We start from the raw sequence: 17,682 nt of genomic DNA, 5'->3' as shown, positions 1-17,682 counted from the left end.
ATGCTCAGGCTTACTTCAGCCCGTTGTCTCGTTTCTCTCCTGCCGCTGGCCCTCGTGGCCTGCGGCGATAACGCGGCGAGTGACGATCCGCGCACGCACCCACCGCTCGTCAGATCCGCGTCCGTTGAACGCGCGAACGCGACGTCTCGCGCGTTTACCGGCGTGGTGGTTGCCAGAACGCAAAGCGATCTCGGTTTCAGGGTTCAGGGCAAAATCCTTGAGCGACTTGTTGATACAGGCCAGAGCGTAAAAAAAGGCCAGCCTTTAATGCGCCTCGATCCCGTTGACCTGACGTTACAGGCGCAGGCTCAGCAACGGACGGTGGATGCCGCCCAGGCGCGTGCAAGAAAAGCGATCGCTGACGAAGCGCGCTATCGGGGCCTTGTGGCTACGGGCGCTGTGTCTGCCTCCGAGTACGACCAAATTAAAGCGGCGGCCGATACCGCCAGAGCGGAGCTTAGTGCCGCCAGGGCGCAGGCCAGCGTAGCGCAAAACGCGACAGGCTATGCCGTACTGTTGGCCGATTCAGACGGCGTGGTGATGGAGACCTTCGCTGAGCCAGGTCAGGTCGTGAGCGCCGGACAAGCGGTGATCCGCCTGGCCCGCGCGGGACAACGTGAGGCGCTGGTGCAACTTCCTGAAACCCTGCGTCCCGTCGTCGGTAGCGAAGCGCAGGCGACTCGCTATGGCAACGAACAACAGCCCGTAACCGCAACGCTTCGTCTGCTTTCCGATTCCGCCGATGCCACCACCCGCACCTATGAGGCGCGCTATGTTCTGGCAGGCGCGCTGGCAGACGCGCCGCTGGGTGCGACTGTCACGCTGAACATAGGGAACAGTAAAGAGAAAAACCAGGTCATGCAGGTTCCCCTTGCGTCGCTCTACGATGCGGGCAAAGGGCCTGGCGTCTGGCGGATCTCGACTCAACCCGCCAAAGTGACCTGGCAACCCGTCAGAGTGCTTAGCGTGAGTGATGATTCCGCACAGGTAACAGGAGGTGTCAGGCCTGGAGAAAAAATTGTCGCGTTAGGGGTGCATCTTCTGCATGAAGGCGAAGTGGTCCGCCTAGCTCAACAGCGCACGGAGAGTCAGCCATGAGCGAAGGACGCTTTAACCTGTCAGCGCTTGCCGTACGCGAGCGCTCGGTCACGCTGTTTTTGATTATTCTGGTGACGATTGCCGGTATTCTCTCGTTTTTTGGGCTCGGGCGTGCAGAAGATCCGCCTTTCACGGTGAAGCAAATGACCGCAATCGCCGTGTGGCCCGGCGCGACCGCACAAGAGATCCAGGATCAGGTGGCCGAACCGCTGGAAAAACGCCTGCAGGAGCTCAAATGGTATGACCGTACGGAAACCTATACCCGCCCCGGCATGGCCTTTATCACGCTGTCATTACAGGACAATACGCCACCTTCTGAGGTGCAGGAAGAGTTCTATCAGGCCAGAAAAAAGCTTGGGGATGAGAGCCGAAATCTCCCTGCAGGCGTAACGGGACCGATGATCAATGACGAGTTCGCCGATGTGACATTTGCTCTCTTTGCGCTCAAAGCAAAAGGAGAGCCGCAGCGTTTGCTCGTGCGCGATGCCGAAACCATGCGCCAGCAGCTCCTGCACGTCCCCGGCGTGAAGAAAGTCAATATCATCGGGGAGCAGGCTGAGCGGATTTATATCTCCTTCTCTCACGAGCGTCTCGCGACGCTGGGCCTGTCGCCTCAGGATATTTTCAATGCGCTGAACAATCAGAACGTATTGACGGCTGCGGGTTCAATTGAGACGCGGGGCGCGCAGATCTTTATCCGCCTCGATGGGGCCTTCGATACCCTGCGAAAAATTCGCGATACGCCGTTTATTGCGCAGGGCAAAACGCTCAAGCTCTCCGACGTCGCCACGGTGGAACGTGGTTATGAAGACCCGCCTGTTCTGCAAATTCGTAACCAGCATGAACCGGCTCTGCTGCTGGGTATTGTGATGCGTGAAGGCTGGAACGGCCTGGCGCTGGGGAAAGCGCTGGATGCCGAAACGACGAGAATCAATGACGGTCTGCCTCTGGGGATGACCCTGACGAAAGTCACCGATCAGTCCGTGAACATCAGCTCGTCGGTAGATGAGTTCATGATCAAATTCTTCGTCGCCCTGCTGGTTGTAATGGTGGTCTGTTTTGTCAGCATGGGCTGGCGCGTGGGCGTGGTCGTCGCGGCGGCGGTTCCTCTGACACTGGCCGTGGTCTTTGTGGTAATGGAAGCCAGCGGCATTAACTTTGACCGCATCACGCTGGGCTCCCTCATTCTTGCCCTGGGCTTGCTGGTTGATGATGCCATCATCGCCATCGAAATGATGGTGGTAAAAATGGAGGAAGGCTACGACAGAATCAAAGCCTCCGCCTACGCCTGGAGCCATACCGCGGCCCCGATGCTCGCCGGTACGCTGGTAACGGCCATTGGCTTTATGCCGAATGGTTTCGCCCAATCAACGGCGGGGGAATACACCAGCAATATGTTCTGGATTGTCGGCCTGGCGCTGATTGCGTCGTGGGTCGTCGCCGTGGTTTTCACCCCCTATCTCGGCGTGAAAATGCTGCCGGATCTGCCCAAAGTGGAAGGAGGCCATGCCGCCATCTATGGCACGCCTCGCTATAACCGTTTTCGCCATCTCTTAACCCGCGTCATCGCCAGAAAATGGATTGTGGCGGGGGCGGTTGTCGCCATTTTTATCCTGGCGATCCTGGGCATGGGGCTGGTGAAAAAACAATTTTTCCCGACGTCGGATCGCCCCGAAGTGCTGGTTGAAGTGCAGATGCCCTACGGCACGTCAATCGAGCAGACCAGCGCCGCCGCAGCGAAAATAGAAGACTGGTTGAAGAAACAGCCAGAAGCCAACATCGTCACATCGTACATTGGTCAGGGTTCACCGCGCTTTTATCTAGCCATGGCACCTGAGTTACCCGATCCGTCATTTGCGAAGATAGTGGTGTTGACGGATAGCCCGGCATCACGTGAGGCACTCAAGCTCCGACTACGTAAAGCGGTTGCCGAAGGCCTTGCGTCCGAAGCGCGCGTGCGCGTCACGCAGCTGGTGTTTGGTCCCTACTCTCCCTTCCCGGTCGCCTGGCGAGTCACGGGACCCGATGTCGATACGCTACGCGGCATCGCTGACAAAGGGAAAGGCGTGCTCGAGGCAAGCCCGATGATGCGGACCGTCAACACGGACTGGGGAACGCGCGTACCCACACTGCATTTCACGCTCGATCAGGACCGTCTGCAGGCCACTGGCTTAACCTCGAATGCCGTTGCTCAGCAGCTGCAGTTCCTGTTGTCCGGTGTTCCTATCACGTCTGTACGAGAGGACATTCGCGCCGTTCAGGTGATTGGCCGCGCCGCAGGTGACATTCGCCTGGATCCGGCAAAAATAGCGGGCTTTACCCTGGTCGGCAATGCGGGTCAGCGCATCCCTCTGTCACAAATTGGCGATGTTGAGGTGAGAATGGAAGATCCGCTGCTGCGTCGTCGCGATCGAACGCCGACCATCACCGTCCGGGGTGATATCGACGAATCACTTCAGCCACCGGACGTGTCTACAGCCATCATGAAACAGCTCCAGCCGATCGTGGATTCGCTGCCGCCAGGATACCGTATTGAAATGGCCGGATCGATTGAGGAATCAGGCAAAGCCACCCGGGCAATGTTGCCGTTGTTCCCCATTATGATTGCCCTGACGCTACTGATCATCATTCTGCAGGTGCGTTCCATGTCGGCGATGGTCATGGTCTTTCTTACCGCGCCGCTGGGGCTTATCGGCGTAGTGCCAACCTTGCTGCTGTTCAATCAGCCGTTTGGCATCAACGGCCTCGTCGGATTGATCGCCCTTTCGGGCATTCTGATGCGCAATACGCTGATTCTTATTGGTCAAATCGATCATAACCAGAAAGAGGGGCTCGATCCGTTCCATGCGGTTGTCGAAGCGACAGTACAGCGTGCCAGACCGGTCTTACTGACGGCGTTGGCCGCCGTTCTGGCCTTTATTCCCCTGACGCATTCCGTATTCTGGGGAACGCTCGCCTGGACGCTGATCGGCGGAACGTTAGGGGGAACCATCATTACGCTGGTCTTCCTGCCCGCGATGTATGCGATCTGGTTCAGGATCCGTCCTGCGACACAAAGCGTTCAGCCTCTGGCAGAAAGCGTGTAAACTACTATCAGTAGATAAACGATACGAGGGACATCATGGTTGTTAAGCGCTTAAGAAAAGAGGATCGCCGGGTGCAGTTGCTGGAGGTTGCTCGCGGCATTGTTCGCCAGCAAGGCACCGAGGCGCTCACCCTGGGCTGTCTTGCCGAGCGGGCTAACGTGACAAAGCCTATTCCCTACGACCACTTTGGCGATCGTGAAGGCTTGCTGATGGCACTGTACCAGGATTATAGCGATAGTCAGCTAGCAAAATTCCGCGAAACGCTGGCGGTCGACAGCAAAACGCTGGAGAAGACGATCCGCTTTTTCAGCGCTGCCTATATCGACTGCGCCATTACCGCCGGCCCGGAAACGGGTCCGATAGCCGCTGCGCTGTGCGGCTCCCGCGCGTTGCAGACGTTCCGCGAGGCGTGCGTTGCCGAATGTGCCGACTGTCTTCGCACGGCGCTTTCTCCGTTTATCGTGCTAAAAGGCGTTCAGGGTGAAGCGGTACTGACAGCCATCATCGGTGCCGCGGACGCGCTCAGTACTGCCGCGGGTAACGGGATACTCGCTCGCAACGTCGCAGAAGATATGCTCAGCGGCGCCATGTCTGGCGTTCTGGATACCTACGCCAACAGCACAAAATGATCGTTGCTGTCGGATTGACACCTAACTTACCAATAGTAATATATATATCAATTCACTCCCCTGCTGAGGTTGCTATGTCTGTTACACATGTCATCAATAATGCACTGATCGTGACGGCTCACCCTGTTGAACATTCATTATCCCATTCGCTGGCGGATCGCATTGCCGCGACGTTACGCGAGCAAGGGACGCAGGTAGAAATTGCGGATCTTCATGCTGAAGGCTTTAATCCGACCATGTCACGCCCCGACCTTGATTTGTATCACGGCGATCCCACTGCGCTTCCCGAGGATATTTTGCGCGAGCAGCAGCGCGTTGAACGCGCAGATATGCTGGTATTTGTCTTCCCGGTGTACTGGTGGTCAGTCCCCGCACTGTTAAAAGGCTGGTTCGATCGGGTGTTGACCCTGAACTGGGCGTATAAAGTGGCCGACGATGGCCGGATTGTGGGCAATTTACGCGATGTTCCCGTCCGCCTGATTGCCACCGGCGGCAGCGATCTCACCGGGTTCGACAAACATGGCTATTCGACGGCGATTCAGACGCAGATAATAGAAGGTGTATTTGGCTTCTGCGGGTTGAAGAACGTGAAGCTCGATATCCTTTACCAGGCAGACACGGCAACACCTGCCCAGGTGGAGGATTTCCTGCAAGGGCTCGAGAGCCTGAGATAATTCTGGCTATCTCGTCAGCAAAGGCGTGCCCCGCAGGCTACGCGCCTTTGCTGACAGCTTCCTGCCGCTGCATCAGACCCCTACCCAAGTTGGTGGATTGAAGAAATGCGTTAAGCAACACTATAACTAACGTGATCGTTCCGCATATAGCGGACTGAATAAACAAAGGTCATTCCATGTATCTGTCAGTTAAGCCAACAACCACTCTCACCACCACCGAGACCTTCGGCGGCGTGAGCGTATCTGTAGCGAACTACTGACTAACAGAACCTCAATCCCCGCCGGCCTGGACGGGGAAATCGCTCTCCGTTCACCGCCCTCTGAATGGAGAAAGAAAATGATGTCATCTGACAATGCTCTCTTAATTATCGACATGCAGCAAGGCCTCTTCCGGGGCCCGGTTTCCCCATGGTCCGCGGACGCCGTGCTGGCAAATATCCGTTTGTTAATCGCCAACGCGCGGCAAGCAGAGGTGCCCGTCTTTTTTGCCCGACATATCGGGCCAGACGACTCTCCCTTCTCAGAGAAAGGCCCATTAACACAACTGATACCCGAGCTGGACGTGAAGAAGCAGGATGTTGTTTTCACAAAGCGCTATCCCAGCTGTTTTCGGAATACCGAATTGCAGCATGAACTTAATCAGAGGGGCATCAAGCAGCTGGTCATTGCCGGGATGAAAACAGAATTTTGTGTCGATACCACCTGCCGGGCTGCGCCGGATCTTGGCTTCAGGACGGTATTGATTTCAGATGCACATACCACAATGGACAATGAACATTTATTCGCCAGTGACATTATTCGTCATCACAACAGCACGCTGGCCGGTCCGTTCGTGGCGCTGTCGACTGCCAGCGACTGGCATTTTAATACGACCGGTTGAGTTGGCGGGATCTTGTCTATCTTGTCCGGCGCGATGGCCAGGCTCTGCACCCGGTCACTCAGCTCAGGATGTCAATTGCGATGCGCACGTAAGCGAAAAGAATTGGCATCCTGATCGCTTTGTTGATGCAGGTCACTGAAAGTGATTTGTTGCATGTACATCTATGTTAATGGGGCCTGCGGACGGCAACCCAATTGCCGCAAGACGTTGTAGTATCCCGAAACGCCGATGAGCTATGGCGTTTGAGAAACAAAACGCTGCATGGGTTTCGTATGCTGTGTTACAGCGTGCTCAAAGCAGTGAGATGGACTCATCCAGCCAGTCGGGGAGATGTTCTCTGTACCAGCCCAGGTAGAGATTAAAATCAGTGTTTTTCCTTTCGTGCAGAAGTAACACGACTTCAGTGACAATCCATGCTTTAGCGAGAGCAATTTCTCTGGCTAACCTGCCTGCGACCGAATGTGTGGCAAAAAAACAGTAGCGCTCGGCAAGCTGGAAAATACCTTGTCTTGAGCCCATCCCCTTTACCAGCGGAGCAAGGTCAATAGCCGGACTACCTGTACCGAACCTTTCCCAGTCGAAAAGTATCGCATCACCGTTTTCTCTTCTGCCCCAGTTACCCGCATTGGTATCACCTGAAATTAAACATTCCTGACTAAACAAAACGCTGCCCGCTTGCTGAAAACATCGTATCTGCCGCTCAGCGCGGATGGGTAATTCCAGAAGAGACAAAGATTTTTCTAGCGCTGACACAGTCCAGGTGTGGGTGTGATAAATCCATGCGGGGTCGGCAGGATAATCATGCAGGCGTGAAAGTCGTCTCAATATCTCGTCCCCTGCAATCTCATCCTGGGAAATTTTATGAGGAACGTATTCGAGCATCAGGCTGCGTCGGTGTGAGTCGGCGTGCAACAGCCGTGGGGATTCAACAACGCCACTTAGTGGTTCCGCCGCACGGATATAAAAGCCATATTCAACATCGCTAACAGGGCATTTTTCTATTACCTGATTGCCATGGCGATCCGCAATCAAGCAGACTTTTGCTGCGCCCATTCTGGATAAGTTTTCACCAGGCATACCATCCTCATGCCACTCGTTTGGTCTCAGGCAGTAAGTATAGTGTGATGTACCAACATTCGATGATGAGTAAAACTCACATTGATTGCCACTATTTATCGTTTTTCAAAAGTGACGGCCCTGAAATACCATCCTCTCATCCCTGGGATAGAAAAAAATAAATAATACCAAGTATGTATGGAGCACCTATGACACTCGATGTTTTATTTCATTTAATGGAAATTCTTTCACCAGAAAAAAACACCGTGGATGAAAACATACCTGCGCTAATAACGTTACTTTCGTCAGAAAACCATCGAACCGATGCGCTTTCCCCTTTTATCCATAGACTGCATCTCCTGTCTTTCGCCCAAAGCAATCCGGGTAACGCCGAGGAGCTGCTCACTGCCCATTTGCCAAAAGAAGATGGAACGCTTCCCCTGCTTGACTTCGCCGAGTGGCCCCAGGTGCGGTACGCCACGTCAGGCGAAGCGCAGACGCCTGCATCAGAAGCGTACTTTTATAAAATGACCGCGGCTGCCAATGTATTACGCGCTGCGCTGATAGATGCAGAGCGCGCAAAGGGTACGCCTGCGCTTTATATTCTGGATAAATTACTCAACCTGAATAGCGCCCTGCCGGAAAGATATAAGAAGATGGCAAATATCCCCTACGCATAAACGCATTAACTATGCGGGATATCCCGTCAGGAATATCCTGCTTAATTTAAGAAAGCCGTTTTTCATCGTACTCAAGACAGACGATATCCAGAGAAGGCACTACCGGCGAGTTCAGGTTTAGCCAGGCCAGCAGACGTTCAATACTCTGTCTTCTGAGCGAATTTTTCGGCCAGACGAGGTAGTAGCCATCCCCTGTTGCAATCGCCTCCCTGAAGGGCAGCGCGAGCAGGCCGCTTTTCAGCGCTTCCAGCGTGAGCCGGAGATCGGCCATCGCCACGCCGTGTCCGTGCATGGCGGCGAGACTTCCCTGCTCAAGGGTATCAAACACAATCCCGCCGCTCATGTCGAGACCGGGAAATAGCCCCGTTCTTTTCAGCCAGCGTCGCCAGTCCCGTCTGTCCGGAGAGGGGTGAATAAGGTCGCAGTGCGGTAGCTGTTGCCGGGCAGTTTCAAGCAAAGACGGGGTACAAACCGGAATGAGCCATTCGCTGAAGAGCAGCCTGCTTTCTGTTGACTCGCCGAAATAGCCATTACCGAGGAGGATCGCGCAATCGTAGGGCTCACGGCTGAAGTCAACGGTGTCGAAGTCCATCCAGACGCTGGCAATTTCTACTTTCGGTTTCGCATGGTTTTCACGAAACGATTTCAGGACGTTAAGAAGCCATCTCATTGTCAGGGTGCTGGGAGCCTTGAGGCGCAGAAGGTGATTTTCACTTCTGAACGCGCGGCAGGCCCACTCGATGTTAGAGAAGCTTTCGCTAAGCTGTCCGGCCAGAATACGCCCGGCCTCACTGACTTCGACTCTCGGCCCTTGCCGTTTAAACAGCTCGCAGTCGAACCACATTTCAAGCGTCCGGACATGCCTGCTGACCGCGCCCGGCGTGATATTCAGTGCCTCAGCCGCTTTGCTGAAGGAGTTCAGCCGCGCGGCAACTTCAAAGGCGCGCAAGGCATACAGTGGTGGTAAAGACATACGTTCCCTTTCTGTGAGGTTTGGCTATGCAGTTTTTGTATTATCGGCACTCTGTGACTTGTCACCCAGACCCTCGGGCGGAAACGTCAGCAGCAGCTCCCTGAGCAGGGACTCAAGCTGCGCGCGCTGCGCGTCAGATAAGCTGCTCAGCAGCGCATTTTGCGTTTGTGTATGCACGATCAGCGCCTCCTCAATAAGCTCTTGCCCGTGCGGTGTCAGGCTTACGAGGGTGCTGCGCTTATCGTCCGGATCGGCAATACGCCTGATAAGCCCTTGCTGTTCGAGATGGCTGAGCCGGTTCGTCATCGCCCCTGACGTGATCAACAGCGATTTATACAGCTGCGTAGGCGAAAGGCAGTACGGCTCTCCGGCGCGACGCAGCGTGGCGAGCACGTCAAACTCGCCCTCGCGAAAACCAAACGGGGACATGGCCTGCGCCCGTTCTTTACCCAGATGCTTCATTAGCCTGAGCATGCGGCCAAAAATTTTCATCGACGAGGCGTCCAGCTCCGGCATGGCACGGCTCCACTGGTCGACAACGAAGTCTACATGATCTTTCATTTTCACCCCTGATGGCGTGGGTATTTATCCTGTTGTGCGGTACATCTTACGCAAAAATATATTTTATCTTAACGTTAAGATAAATGCTCGCGGCAATTTGCCCGAGCCATTCACAACTGAAAAGGATTCCCTGTTGAAACGCACGTCGCCATTACTCTTCGCCGTTATCGCTTTTATCGTCGGGCTGAACCTGCGCCCTATTCTGGCTTCTGTCGGACCGTTGTTTTCCGTACTTCAGTGCGAAGCGGGGCTAACTGCTACGCAATTCAGCCTGCTGACTACCCTGCCTGTCGCGATGATGGGGCTGGCCGCTTTATGTGGGCCCTGGCTTTTAGCCAGGATCGGCGCCGTTCGGGGAATTATGTTCGGGCTCCTCATCCTGCTTGTGGCCTGTTTATTGCGCGGTTTTAGCGCCTCACCAGCGAGTCTTATGGGCACCGCGTTACTGGGCGGGGCCAGCATAGGCACGATCCAGGTGTTAATGCCTGCTCTAATTAAAAAGGAATATACGCAAACGGCCAGCACAGTGATGTCGCTATTCAGCACGGGCATTATGGCCGGTGCGGCAGTCGCCGCCGCCAGCGCCGAGCCGCTGTTTTCATGGCTCACGCTGAAGCCCACACTGGCCATGGCCGGGCTGTTAGCGCTGCTGGCGCTGATACTGTGGTTGACTCTGGTTAAGCATCCTCAAGGGGAAAAAACAGCACACGAAACCGTTACGCTCTCGTCCTCTCGCACAGGGCTACTGTTGCTCTTTTTCGGCGTGGGAACAGGAGCCTATACGCTGGTATTGGCCTGGTTGCCTCCGCTCTATATTCAGGCGGGATGGTCCGCACGCAGCAGCGGCTACATGCTGGCCTGGCTGACGTTAACCGAGGTTGTCGCTGGGTTTGCCGTCTCCGCGCTGATCGGTAAATTCCCCGACCGCCGCGTTCCACTGATTACGGTGTTGTTGCTGCTGCTGGCGGGATTACTGTGTCTGGTCTTTGCGCCGGGTACAACGCCGGTGTTATCCACGTTGCTGCTGGGTACCGGGATCGGTGCCCTCTTCCCGCTGTCGCTCATCGTCACCTTCGATCACGCCTGCACGCCCGCGCAGGCCGGGAAGCTATTGTCTAAAGTGCAGGGAGGTGGATATATGATTGCCGCGCTAATGCCATTAATTGCGGGGATCGTTAGCGACAGCTCTGTTTCACTGACCAGCGCATGGCTGATCATGAGTGCGGGTGTTATCCTGCTGATCGTCATCGCGCTGAAGTTTAAACCCGTCGTGAAAGCGCAGGTGTGGTGAATGCGGTACCCGTTTTGAGAGCCATACTATAAATTCTGGAGTTTCAACCCATTAAGGAGTGGATATGCCGCAGACGTTACCGGGAATTGATGTCTTATTTATCGCCGGCTTCGGGCCTGTTTCGCAGAGCAGCGACGCCAGCACCGCGTTTTATGTGCAGACGCTCGGTTTGCCGCTGAAGCTGATGGAAGGAAATGCCGACTATCTGCTCACTGAAGAGAGCCAGTTGCCAGGCGCGAAGCATTTTGCCGTCTGGCCGCTCTCACAGGCGGCAACCTCCTGTTTTGGCGAAGCGCAGTGGCCCTCTGAATACCCCATACCGCAGGGATGGATTGAATACGAGGTGCAGGACCTGGATTCGGCTACCCGCATTCTGAGTGAAAAAGGCTATCGCCTGCTGGTGGCCAACCGCGTCGAACCGTGGGGACAGACCGTTACTCGCCTGCTCAGCCCGGAGGGCCTGCTGACAGGACTCACGATCACGCCGTGGCTGCGTGGGTAAACGGAATTTATTGTGGCGCCGGTTACAGTGAATCAAGTTACTGCTATTTTGCACCGAGCCAGTAATGATTTAAATATTAGCGGCCGCCTCCTTCAGGCGGCCCAAAGTTAAATATCGCGCCTTACGTCAAATTATAAAAAAATTACCAAAACTGGCAGTTGATTCTTATTTGTATGACTTTTAATATTCCCCTGCAACTCATCGATTAATTTGTTTTAGGGAAATAAAAATGACAAGAAATATTGTTGCGGGAATGATGATGGCGGCGTTTTCAGGGGCAGTATATGCAGGCACCTCACAAGTCACACCGGATTTTTCACCGGAAAGTTTAACGGTTTCAGCCTCTGCCGGGATGCTGAGCGGAAAATCTCACGAAATGGTTTATGACGAAGTCACCGGAAGAAAAATTAGCCAACTGGACTGGAAAATAAAAAATGTTGCCATTCTGAAAGGCGATATCTCCTGGGATGCATACTCATTTTTGACACTGAACGCCCGCGGCTGGACGTCCATGGCTTCAGGCTCAGGTCATATGGATGACTATGACTGGATGAATGCAAAACAATCCTCCTGGACAGATCATTCAAGCCATCCTTCGACGAATGTTAACTATGCCAATGAATACGATCTTAACGTAAAAGGCTGGATCTTCCAGGGCGATAACTATAAAGCAGGCGTCACCGCAGGTTATCAGGAAACCCGCTTCAGCTGGACGGCGACCGGGGGTTCTTACAATTACGACAATGGTGCTTATCAGGGTAATTTCCCGGCAGGCGAACGCGGTATTGGTTATAGCCAGCGCTTCTCTATGCCGTATATTGGCCTAGCAGGACAGTACCGTTTTAATGACTTTGAATTTAATGCCCTGTTTAAATTCAGTGACTGGGTTCGCGCGCATGATAACGACGAGCACTATATGCGCGATCTGACCTTCCGCGAGAAGACTTCTGATTCCCGTTATTATGGCGCATCCGTTGATGCCGGATATTACGTGACGCCGCATGCCAAAGTTTTTGCTGAATTTACTTATAGCAGTTACGAAGAAGGTAAAGGCGGTACGCAGATTATTGATACCAATACTGGCGAATCCGGGTCTATTGGCGGGGGTGCAGCAGGGATTTCTAACCACAACTATACCATTACAGCGGGTCTGCAATATCGCTTCTAATCCAGACGTTAAAACAGACCAGGCCCCTCACGGGGCCTGGGATTGATGACAAACACCGCCATCAACATTTTAACCGTCTTTGTTGCCGGGTGGCGCTGCGCTTACCCGGCCTACATTTCGCAACGTAGGCCCGTGCAAGCGTAGCGCCGCCGGGCGAAACGCACGTTGTCAGCGGTCTGAGTTCCCTTATAGGGCTTTTTCGGTTTCGGGTAGATCGATGATAACCAGTGTGCCAAAGCTGCCGATTTCCACAGTATGAGGAACACCAGCTTTGGCTATATAAAGCTCGCCCGAGCTTACAGAGATTTTTTTTCCGTTAACACTCAGTTCCAGACGCCCGTCAATAACCAGTAACCCCTCGTCATACTCATGCACCTCTTCAGTGACCGAGCGCTCATCCATTCGCAGAATTTTGAGATTTGTTTCCCCAACGCGGCCTAATACGTAAGAGCGCCAGGCCTCATTTAATGCAGTTGCTTCAGTCTTAAGGTCATAAAGCGACATACGGTCGTTCCCTTTGATATTCGTATGGAGCATTTATGCCATATAAATTCTCTTTCGCTATACAACAAATCGGGGAAAACAAGTCGAAAAACAGACTAAAGAAAGGCCCTCTGGCCCGCGCCAATCAAAGACGCTTAGCTTTCCAGCGCCGCAAGGATCGCAGCGTCCATTTTCTCGGGCGTAGTCATCGGTGCAAAGCGCTTGAGTGGTTTACCGTCGCGTCCGATCAAAAACTTAGTAAAGTTCCATTTGATGCGACCGCCCAGCACGCCGGGCAGTTCGTTTTTCAAATAACGAAACAGCGGGTGCGCTGCAGTTCCATTTACCTCTACTTTCTCAAACATCGGGAAACTGACGCCGTAGTTGATGTAACAGGTTTTTGAAATATCATCGGCACCACCGGGTTCCTGCTTACCGAACTGGTTGCAGGGGAAGCCAAGCACCACCAGCCCTTGAGTCGCGTATTTCTTGTATAGCGCTTCAAGCCCGGCGTACTGAGGCGTGAAGCCGCACTGGCTTGCCGTATTCACGACCAAAACCACTTTACCCGCGTAGTCGGCCATAGAGATTGGTTGGCCATCCAGGCTGGTCGCTGTAAGTTGGTAAAAACGAGTCATACTGGCATCCTCAAAACAGAACCTGTTCTAATTCGACGATTGTTTCTAACGTTGGCCTGTTAATGATTATGATCCCTCAGAAAAACAGTGAGTACATCCTTTGGCGGGGTAATTCCCGTTTCTGAAAGCATCCAGCCCACTGCACCACGATGATATGAGCCATGAAATAAGACATGATTAAGCATATCCATCGCTTTCATCTCTCCGTATCCGCCATCGACAAAACGAAATTTTATCGTTTCCTGAAAATCAGCGGCACTCATTGCGCCGGCGTGTTGTATATACCAGTCAGCGCATTCAGACATCTTTAAAAGAAGTTCGTCTGAAGATGGAGTTTCTGGCGTATTTAACGCTGTGTACTGGTGTTTTTGACCGGTAATATTTGCTCTGAAAATCATATCCACAACATATATATGGTTCATAAGCCTGAGCATCAGATGGTGCTTCTTAGCATTCTCCAGGATATCGACCTTCTGCATTGCCCGTAGTGTTTCTGCATCTGCCCAGCGTTTGAACTTAAATAACGTGACAATCGTGTCTGCGTTCATTTATCCCTCCAGATTAATTCAAAATTATCATATCAGTTCAGGCCTGATATTCCAGAACTTCACGGGATGGGGCCTGACGCGTTCCTTGATAATAATTATGAGTTGCGACGTCAGGTTGATTGAGAAACAACCACCCTGGTTGCGCTAGGTCTGGGTGCTCTGCTGGCGGTTTCAGAACTGGCTTACACGGTGCTGAAAGTTTGTGGTGCCGCCTACTTAAGCTGGCTGGGCTGGCAGCTGCTGATAAGCCCCCGGTCGTCCTTCAGTCACAGCGATAGCAATGCCGCTTCCCGGGGAAACTGGTTTATCAGAGGGATGCTTGGGAATGTGCTTAATCCCAAAATGGATATTTTCTATGTCTCTTTACGTCCGCTTCTGCCGCGAAGCGGACCTTCCACCCTACACCGCCGACTTCGGCCGTAAATTCTCGTCAAATGTCAGCCGTTTCCGCTCAGGCTCAACCTCACGCAGCGGCTCCACCTGATGCATCGTCAGCTTGCAGCGTTCCACCAGCACCTGATACTCCCGCGTGCCCTGCTGCTTCCAGGCGAGCTCCTGCTCGCTCAGTTCACGAATCGCTTTGGCCGGGCTGCCGATAATCAAATGGTTGGCGGGCATCTCCGCTTTCGCCTTCACGAACGCCGCCGCGCCGACGATGCTGTTTTCACCGATGACGGCCCCGTCCATCACTACCGCGTTCATGCCCACCAGCGCATTGCGGCGGATAATGCAGCCGTGCAAAATGGCGCTGTGGCCGATATGCCCATTCTCTTCCACCACCGTGTCCTGTTCCGGGAAGCCGTGCATCACGCAGTTATCCTGAATGTTCGCCCCGTCTTTCACTACGATGCGACCAAAGTCGCCGCGCAGGCTGGCGTTTGGGCCGACATAAACGCCTTTGCCCAGAATCACGTCGCCAATCAGCACTGCCGTTGGGTGAACGTAGCTCTCGTCAGGTACCACTGGCGTCAGACCATCAATTTGATAAACAGGCATACCCTCTCCTTACGCAGTATTCAGACCACCAAAACGTTGATAGTAAAGCGTGCCGGGCACGGGCAGTTCCCCAACCGAGGTTTCGCCTTTTTCGCTGACAAACGCCAGCGCCCCCGGCGCGACGCGCTGGTAGATATTGATGCAGAGCTGTCGGGCGCTTTGTCCCGCCCAGTGCGCGGGCAGTAACTCTTCCGGCAACAGCGGGTCTTTCAGCACCACACGACGATAAAAGTGAATCAGCAGCAATTGGATCTGGAAGCAGCGTTCCGGCGTCAGCTCCTCCGGCGCGGCCTCTTTCAGCAGCGGCAGCAGCGGGCGGAATGAATCGATGAACGTCTCGTACATCGCGTTTTGCTCGGTCAACTGCCAGCACTCTTCCACTCGCGAACGCAGCGCTGCGCGGGAGAGCGCCAGCGGCGAGTGGGCTTCAAAGAAAATGACGTTTTCCGCCACCCCAGCATCGTGAAGCAGGGACTGCACGTCCGCCAGATGCTGTGACGGCGAGGCCATCAGGCTCGGTGCCAGCGTGCCAAACCCCTGCCAGATCAGCTGTTTTTTGACGTCGGCAAGGGTGGTTTTATCCAGCCCTTCTGAGAGCAGCAATAACCATTTGCCGTCCCAGGCGGGCAGTTCCGCGCGGTAGATCTTATTCTCCGCGCGACGCGTCAGACGCAGCCCTTTATCGCTCAGGCGGTAAAAGCTGCGACGCCCGATGCGGGAAACGTCCAGCCAACCCTCTTTGTTGAGGCGAAACAGCGCGGTGCGCACGAAGCGCTCGCCAAACCCCATGCCTTCCAGCAGAGCGGCAAGGCTGCCGAGCCAAATCTCACCGCCGCGATGGGAAAGCGCGTCACCGTATAACGAAGAAATAAGCGAAGTCCCGCTGACGGGAACGGAGCTAACCGCGTGCTGGATAAAGGCGTCGAGTTTATTCATGTGATTCATTCTGTTGTAATTTTTGTCCTGGATGAATCATAGCATAGGAATCAGGGATCGACCCTCACCCTAACCCTCTCCCAAAGGGAGAGGGAACGCAATACACCCTCTCCCTTTGGGAGAGGGCTGGGGTGAGGGAAATTCAACCGTTGGCAGCCACTTTACGCAAATCAAACACCCGGCAGGCTTTCCCCTCCGAGCGCGGAATGCTGCCGCAGTTCACGATCGTCACGTCGGCGGAAATCCCCACCATCGACTTAATGCGGTGGCGAAGCTGGTGGCACACCTGGCAACGCTGCTCGTGCGTCAGGATTAAGCTGCTCTCTTTTAGCTCGACCTTCACCGAAAGTGAATCAAGATGCCCGCGGCGGTTCACCTCCAGCTGGTAGTGCGGTGAAAGGTGTTCGAACTTCACGATCTCCTCTTCCAGCTGTGACGGGAAGACGTTGACGCCGCGGATGATCAGCATATCGTCACTGCGCCCGCTGATCCGGTCCATACGACGCATGCTGCGCGCAGTTGCCGGCAGCAGACGCGTCAGGTCGCGGGTGCGGTAGCGGATCACCGGCAGCGCCTCTTTGGTCAGCGTGGTGAACAGCAGTTCGCCCTGCTGACCGTCATCCAGCGGCGTGCCGTCGTTCGGGTTGACGATCTCCGGGTAGAAGTGATCTTCCCAGATGGTTGGGCCGTCGACGGTTTCGATACACTCCATCGCCACGCCCGGTCCCATCACTTCGGAAAGGCCATAAATATCCAGCGCGGTAATGCCTAAGCGTTTTTCAATCTCGCGGCGCATGGCCTGCGTCCACGGCTCGGCACCGAAGACGCCCACGCGCAGGGAACAGCCGCTGGCATCGCCGCCCATCTGGCGCTCCAGCTCTTCAATCAGGTTGAGGCAGTAGGATGGCGTCACCATGATCATGTCCGGCTGGAAATCACGGATCAGCTGCGCCTGTTTCTCCGTCTGGCCGCCGGACATCGGGATCACCGTCGCCCCTAAACGCTCGGCGCCGTAGTGCGCCCCCAGCCCACCGGTAAACAGGCCATAGCCATACGCCACGTGAATTTTGTCCTTCGCACTGCCGCCCGCGGCGCGCAGGGAGCGGGCCACCAGGTTGGCCCAGTTGTCGATGTCATTTTGCGTATAGCCAACGACGGTCGGTTTGCCGGTGGTGCCGGATGAGGCGTGAATACGCACCACCTGCTCCATCGGCACGGCAAAGGTATCGAACGGATAGTTATCCCGCAGGTCCTGCTTGGTGGTGCACGGGAATTTGCGGATATCCGCCAGTTCGTTGAAATCGTCAGGGTGAACGCCCGCGGCGTCAAACTTGCGTTTGTACATCGGCACGTTGTTGTAGGCGTGATGCAGCGTCCATTTCAGACGCGCGGTCTGCAGCGCCTGTAGCTCGTCAAGGGAAGCCGTTTCAATCGGATCAAGCTTTGTTGTATTTGTCATTGTAGGGTACTCACATTGTTTTTA

General features: G+C 54.5%; 18 protein-coding genes and 1 pseudogene. 10 read left to right on the top strand and 9 right to left on the bottom strand.

From position 1 onward, the window contains the following. The 5 genes from ENTMO_RS0111575 (at position 1) to ENTMO_RS0111555 (ending at position 6,367) form a co-directional block, all read left to right on the top strand. On the top strand, positions 1 to 1,098 hold the full coding sequence (locus ENTMO_RS0111575) for an efflux RND transporter periplasmic adaptor subunit (protein WP_010430806.1): 1,098 nt from the start codon (positions 1 to 3) through the stop codon (positions 1,096 to 1,098). Continuing rightward, a complete protein-coding gene (locus tag ENTMO_RS0111570; protein ID WP_010430803.1) occupies positions 1,095 to 4,184 on the top strand; it encodes an efflux RND transporter permease subunit in 3,090 nt (1,029 codons plus the stop codon). The genes ENTMO_RS0111575 and ENTMO_RS0111570 overlap by 4 nt, the downstream gene beginning before the upstream one ends. A gap of 35 nt (positions 4,185 to 4,219) precedes the next feature. Beyond that, positions 4,220 to 4,813: a TetR/AcrR family transcriptional regulator gene (locus ENTMO_RS0111565; protein ID WP_029485065.1), complete on the top strand. Its 594-nt coding sequence runs from the start codon at positions 4,220 to 4,222 to the stop codon at positions 4,811 to 4,813. Between the two features lie 74 nt (positions 4,814 to 4,887). Beyond that, complete coding sequence (locus ENTMO_RS0111560) at positions 4,888 to 5,487, top strand: NAD(P)H-dependent oxidoreductase (RefSeq protein WP_010430798.1); 600 nt, start codon at positions 4,888 to 4,890, stop codon at positions 5,485 to 5,487. 337 nt (positions 5,488 to 5,824) lie between these two features. Beyond that, entirely contained in the window at positions 5,825 to 6,367 is a 543-nt protein-coding gene (locus ENTMO_RS0111555) for a cysteine hydrolase family protein (protein ID WP_010430795.1), read from the top strand. 291 nt (positions 6,368 to 6,658) lie between these two features. On the opposite strand, the gene ENTMO_RS0111550 is transcribed toward ENTMO_RS0111555, so the two are convergent. Continuing rightward, on the bottom strand, positions 6,659 to 7,444 hold the full coding sequence (locus ENTMO_RS0111550; protein ID WP_010430793.1) for a phosphotransferase: 786 nt from the start codon (positions 7,442 to 7,444) through the stop codon (positions 6,659 to 6,661). 188 nt (positions 7,445 to 7,632) lie between these two features. On the opposite strand from ENTMO_RS0111550, the gene ENTMO_RS0111545 reads away from it, so the two are divergent. After that, the gene (locus ENTMO_RS0111545; protein ID WP_010430789.1) at positions 7,633 to 8,103 is read left to right on the top strand and encodes a hypothetical protein; all 471 of its coding nucleotides are present in this window, start codon (positions 7,633 to 7,635) and stop codon (positions 8,101 to 8,103) included. A gap of 46 nt (positions 8,104 to 8,149) precedes the next feature. Here the strand turns inward: ENTMO_RS0111545 and ENTMO_RS0111540 are convergent, their stop codons facing one another. After that, on the bottom strand, positions 8,150 to 9,076 hold the full coding sequence (locus tag ENTMO_RS0111540) for a LysR substrate-binding domain-containing protein (protein ID WP_010430786.1): 927 nt from the start codon (positions 9,074 to 9,076) through the stop codon (positions 8,150 to 8,152). Positions 9,077 to 9,100: 24 nt separating this feature from the next. Next, complete coding sequence (locus ENTMO_RS0111535; RefSeq protein WP_010430783.1) at positions 9,101 to 9,637, bottom strand: MarR family winged helix-turn-helix transcriptional regulator; 537 nt, start codon at positions 9,635 to 9,637, stop codon at positions 9,101 to 9,103. Between the two features lie 133 nt (positions 9,638 to 9,770). Between ENTMO_RS0111535 and ENTMO_RS0111530 the strand changes: the two genes are divergently transcribed. The 3 genes from ENTMO_RS0111530 to ENTMO_RS0111520 all read left to right on the top strand — a co-directional run bounded on the left by ENTMO_RS0111530 (position 9,771) and on the right by ENTMO_RS0111520 (position 12,598). Continuing rightward, a complete protein-coding gene (locus ENTMO_RS0111530) occupies positions 9,771 to 10,928 on the top strand; it encodes an MFS transporter (protein ID WP_010430780.1) in 1,158 nt (385 codons plus the stop codon). Positions 10,929 to 10,992: 64 nt separating this feature from the next. Further along, entirely contained in the window at positions 10,993 to 11,430 is a 438-nt protein-coding gene (locus ENTMO_RS0111525) for a VOC family protein (RefSeq protein WP_010430775.1), read from the top strand. A 229-nt stretch (positions 11,431 to 11,659) separates the two neighbouring features. Next, a complete protein-coding gene (locus ENTMO_RS0111520) occupies positions 11,660 to 12,598 on the top strand; it encodes an omptin family outer membrane protease (protein ID WP_010430772.1) in 939 nt (312 codons plus the stop codon). 186 nt (positions 12,599 to 12,784) lie between these two features. Here ENTMO_RS0111520 and ENTMO_RS0111515 read toward each other — a convergent pair whose 3' ends face one another. The 3 genes from ENTMO_RS0111515 to ENTMO_RS0111505 all read right to left on the bottom strand — a co-directional run bounded on the left by ENTMO_RS0111515 (position 12,785) and on the right by ENTMO_RS0111505 (position 14,267). Further along, positions 12,785 to 13,102 carry a cupin domain-containing protein gene (locus ENTMO_RS0111515; protein WP_010430768.1) on the bottom strand — a complete coding sequence of 106 codons (318 nt, stop codon included), beginning with the start codon at positions 13,100 to 13,102 and terminating at the stop codon, positions 12,785 to 12,787. A 134-nt stretch (positions 13,103 to 13,236) separates the two neighbouring features. Beyond that, on the bottom strand, positions 13,237 to 13,719 hold the full coding sequence (locus ENTMO_RS0111510; protein WP_010430764.1) for a glutathione peroxidase: 483 nt from the start codon (positions 13,717 to 13,719) through the stop codon (positions 13,237 to 13,239). A gap of 59 nt (positions 13,720 to 13,778) precedes the next feature. Continuing rightward, positions 13,779 to 14,267: a DinB family protein gene (locus tag ENTMO_RS0111505; RefSeq protein WP_010430762.1), complete on the bottom strand. Its 489-nt coding sequence runs from the start codon at positions 14,265 to 14,267 to the stop codon at positions 13,779 to 13,781. A 135-nt stretch (positions 14,268 to 14,402) separates the two neighbouring features. Here ENTMO_RS0111505 and ENTMO_RS24635 point away from each other — a divergent pair. Continuing rightward, positions 14,403 to 14,669: pseudogene (locus ENTMO_RS24635) on the top strand (LysE family translocator); the annotation flags it as partial. Here ENTMO_RS24635 and paaY read toward each other — a convergent pair. The 3 genes from paaY to paaK form a co-directional block, all read right to left on the bottom strand. Then, a complete protein-coding gene (gene paaY / locus ENTMO_RS0111500) occupies positions 14,667 to 15,263 on the bottom strand; it encodes a phenylacetic acid degradation protein PaaY (protein ID WP_010430761.1) in 597 nt (198 codons plus the stop codon). The pseudogene ENTMO_RS24635 and the gene paaY sit on opposite strands and share 3 nt — an antisense overlap. A gap of 9 nt (positions 15,264 to 15,272) precedes the next feature. Further along, positions 15,273 to 16,208: a phenylacetic acid degradation operon negative regulatory protein PaaX gene (gene paaX / locus ENTMO_RS0111495; RefSeq protein WP_029485064.1), complete on the bottom strand. Its 936-nt coding sequence runs from the start codon at positions 16,206 to 16,208 to the stop codon at positions 15,273 to 15,275. 133 nt (positions 16,209 to 16,341) lie between these two features. After that, complete coding sequence (gene paaK / locus ENTMO_RS0111490) at positions 16,342 to 17,658, bottom strand: phenylacetate--CoA ligase PaaK (RefSeq protein WP_010430757.1); 1,317 nt, start codon at positions 17,656 to 17,658, stop codon at positions 16,342 to 16,344. Between the last annotated feature and the right edge of the window lie 24 nt (positions 17,659 to 17,682).

The organism is Enterobacter mori LMG 25706 (assembly GCF_000211415.1).
Taxonomy (GTDB): Bacteria; Pseudomonadota; Gammaproteobacteria; order Enterobacterales; family Enterobacteriaceae; genus Enterobacter; species Enterobacter mori.
This window is presented reverse-complemented; position numbering and strand designations above follow the sequence as displayed.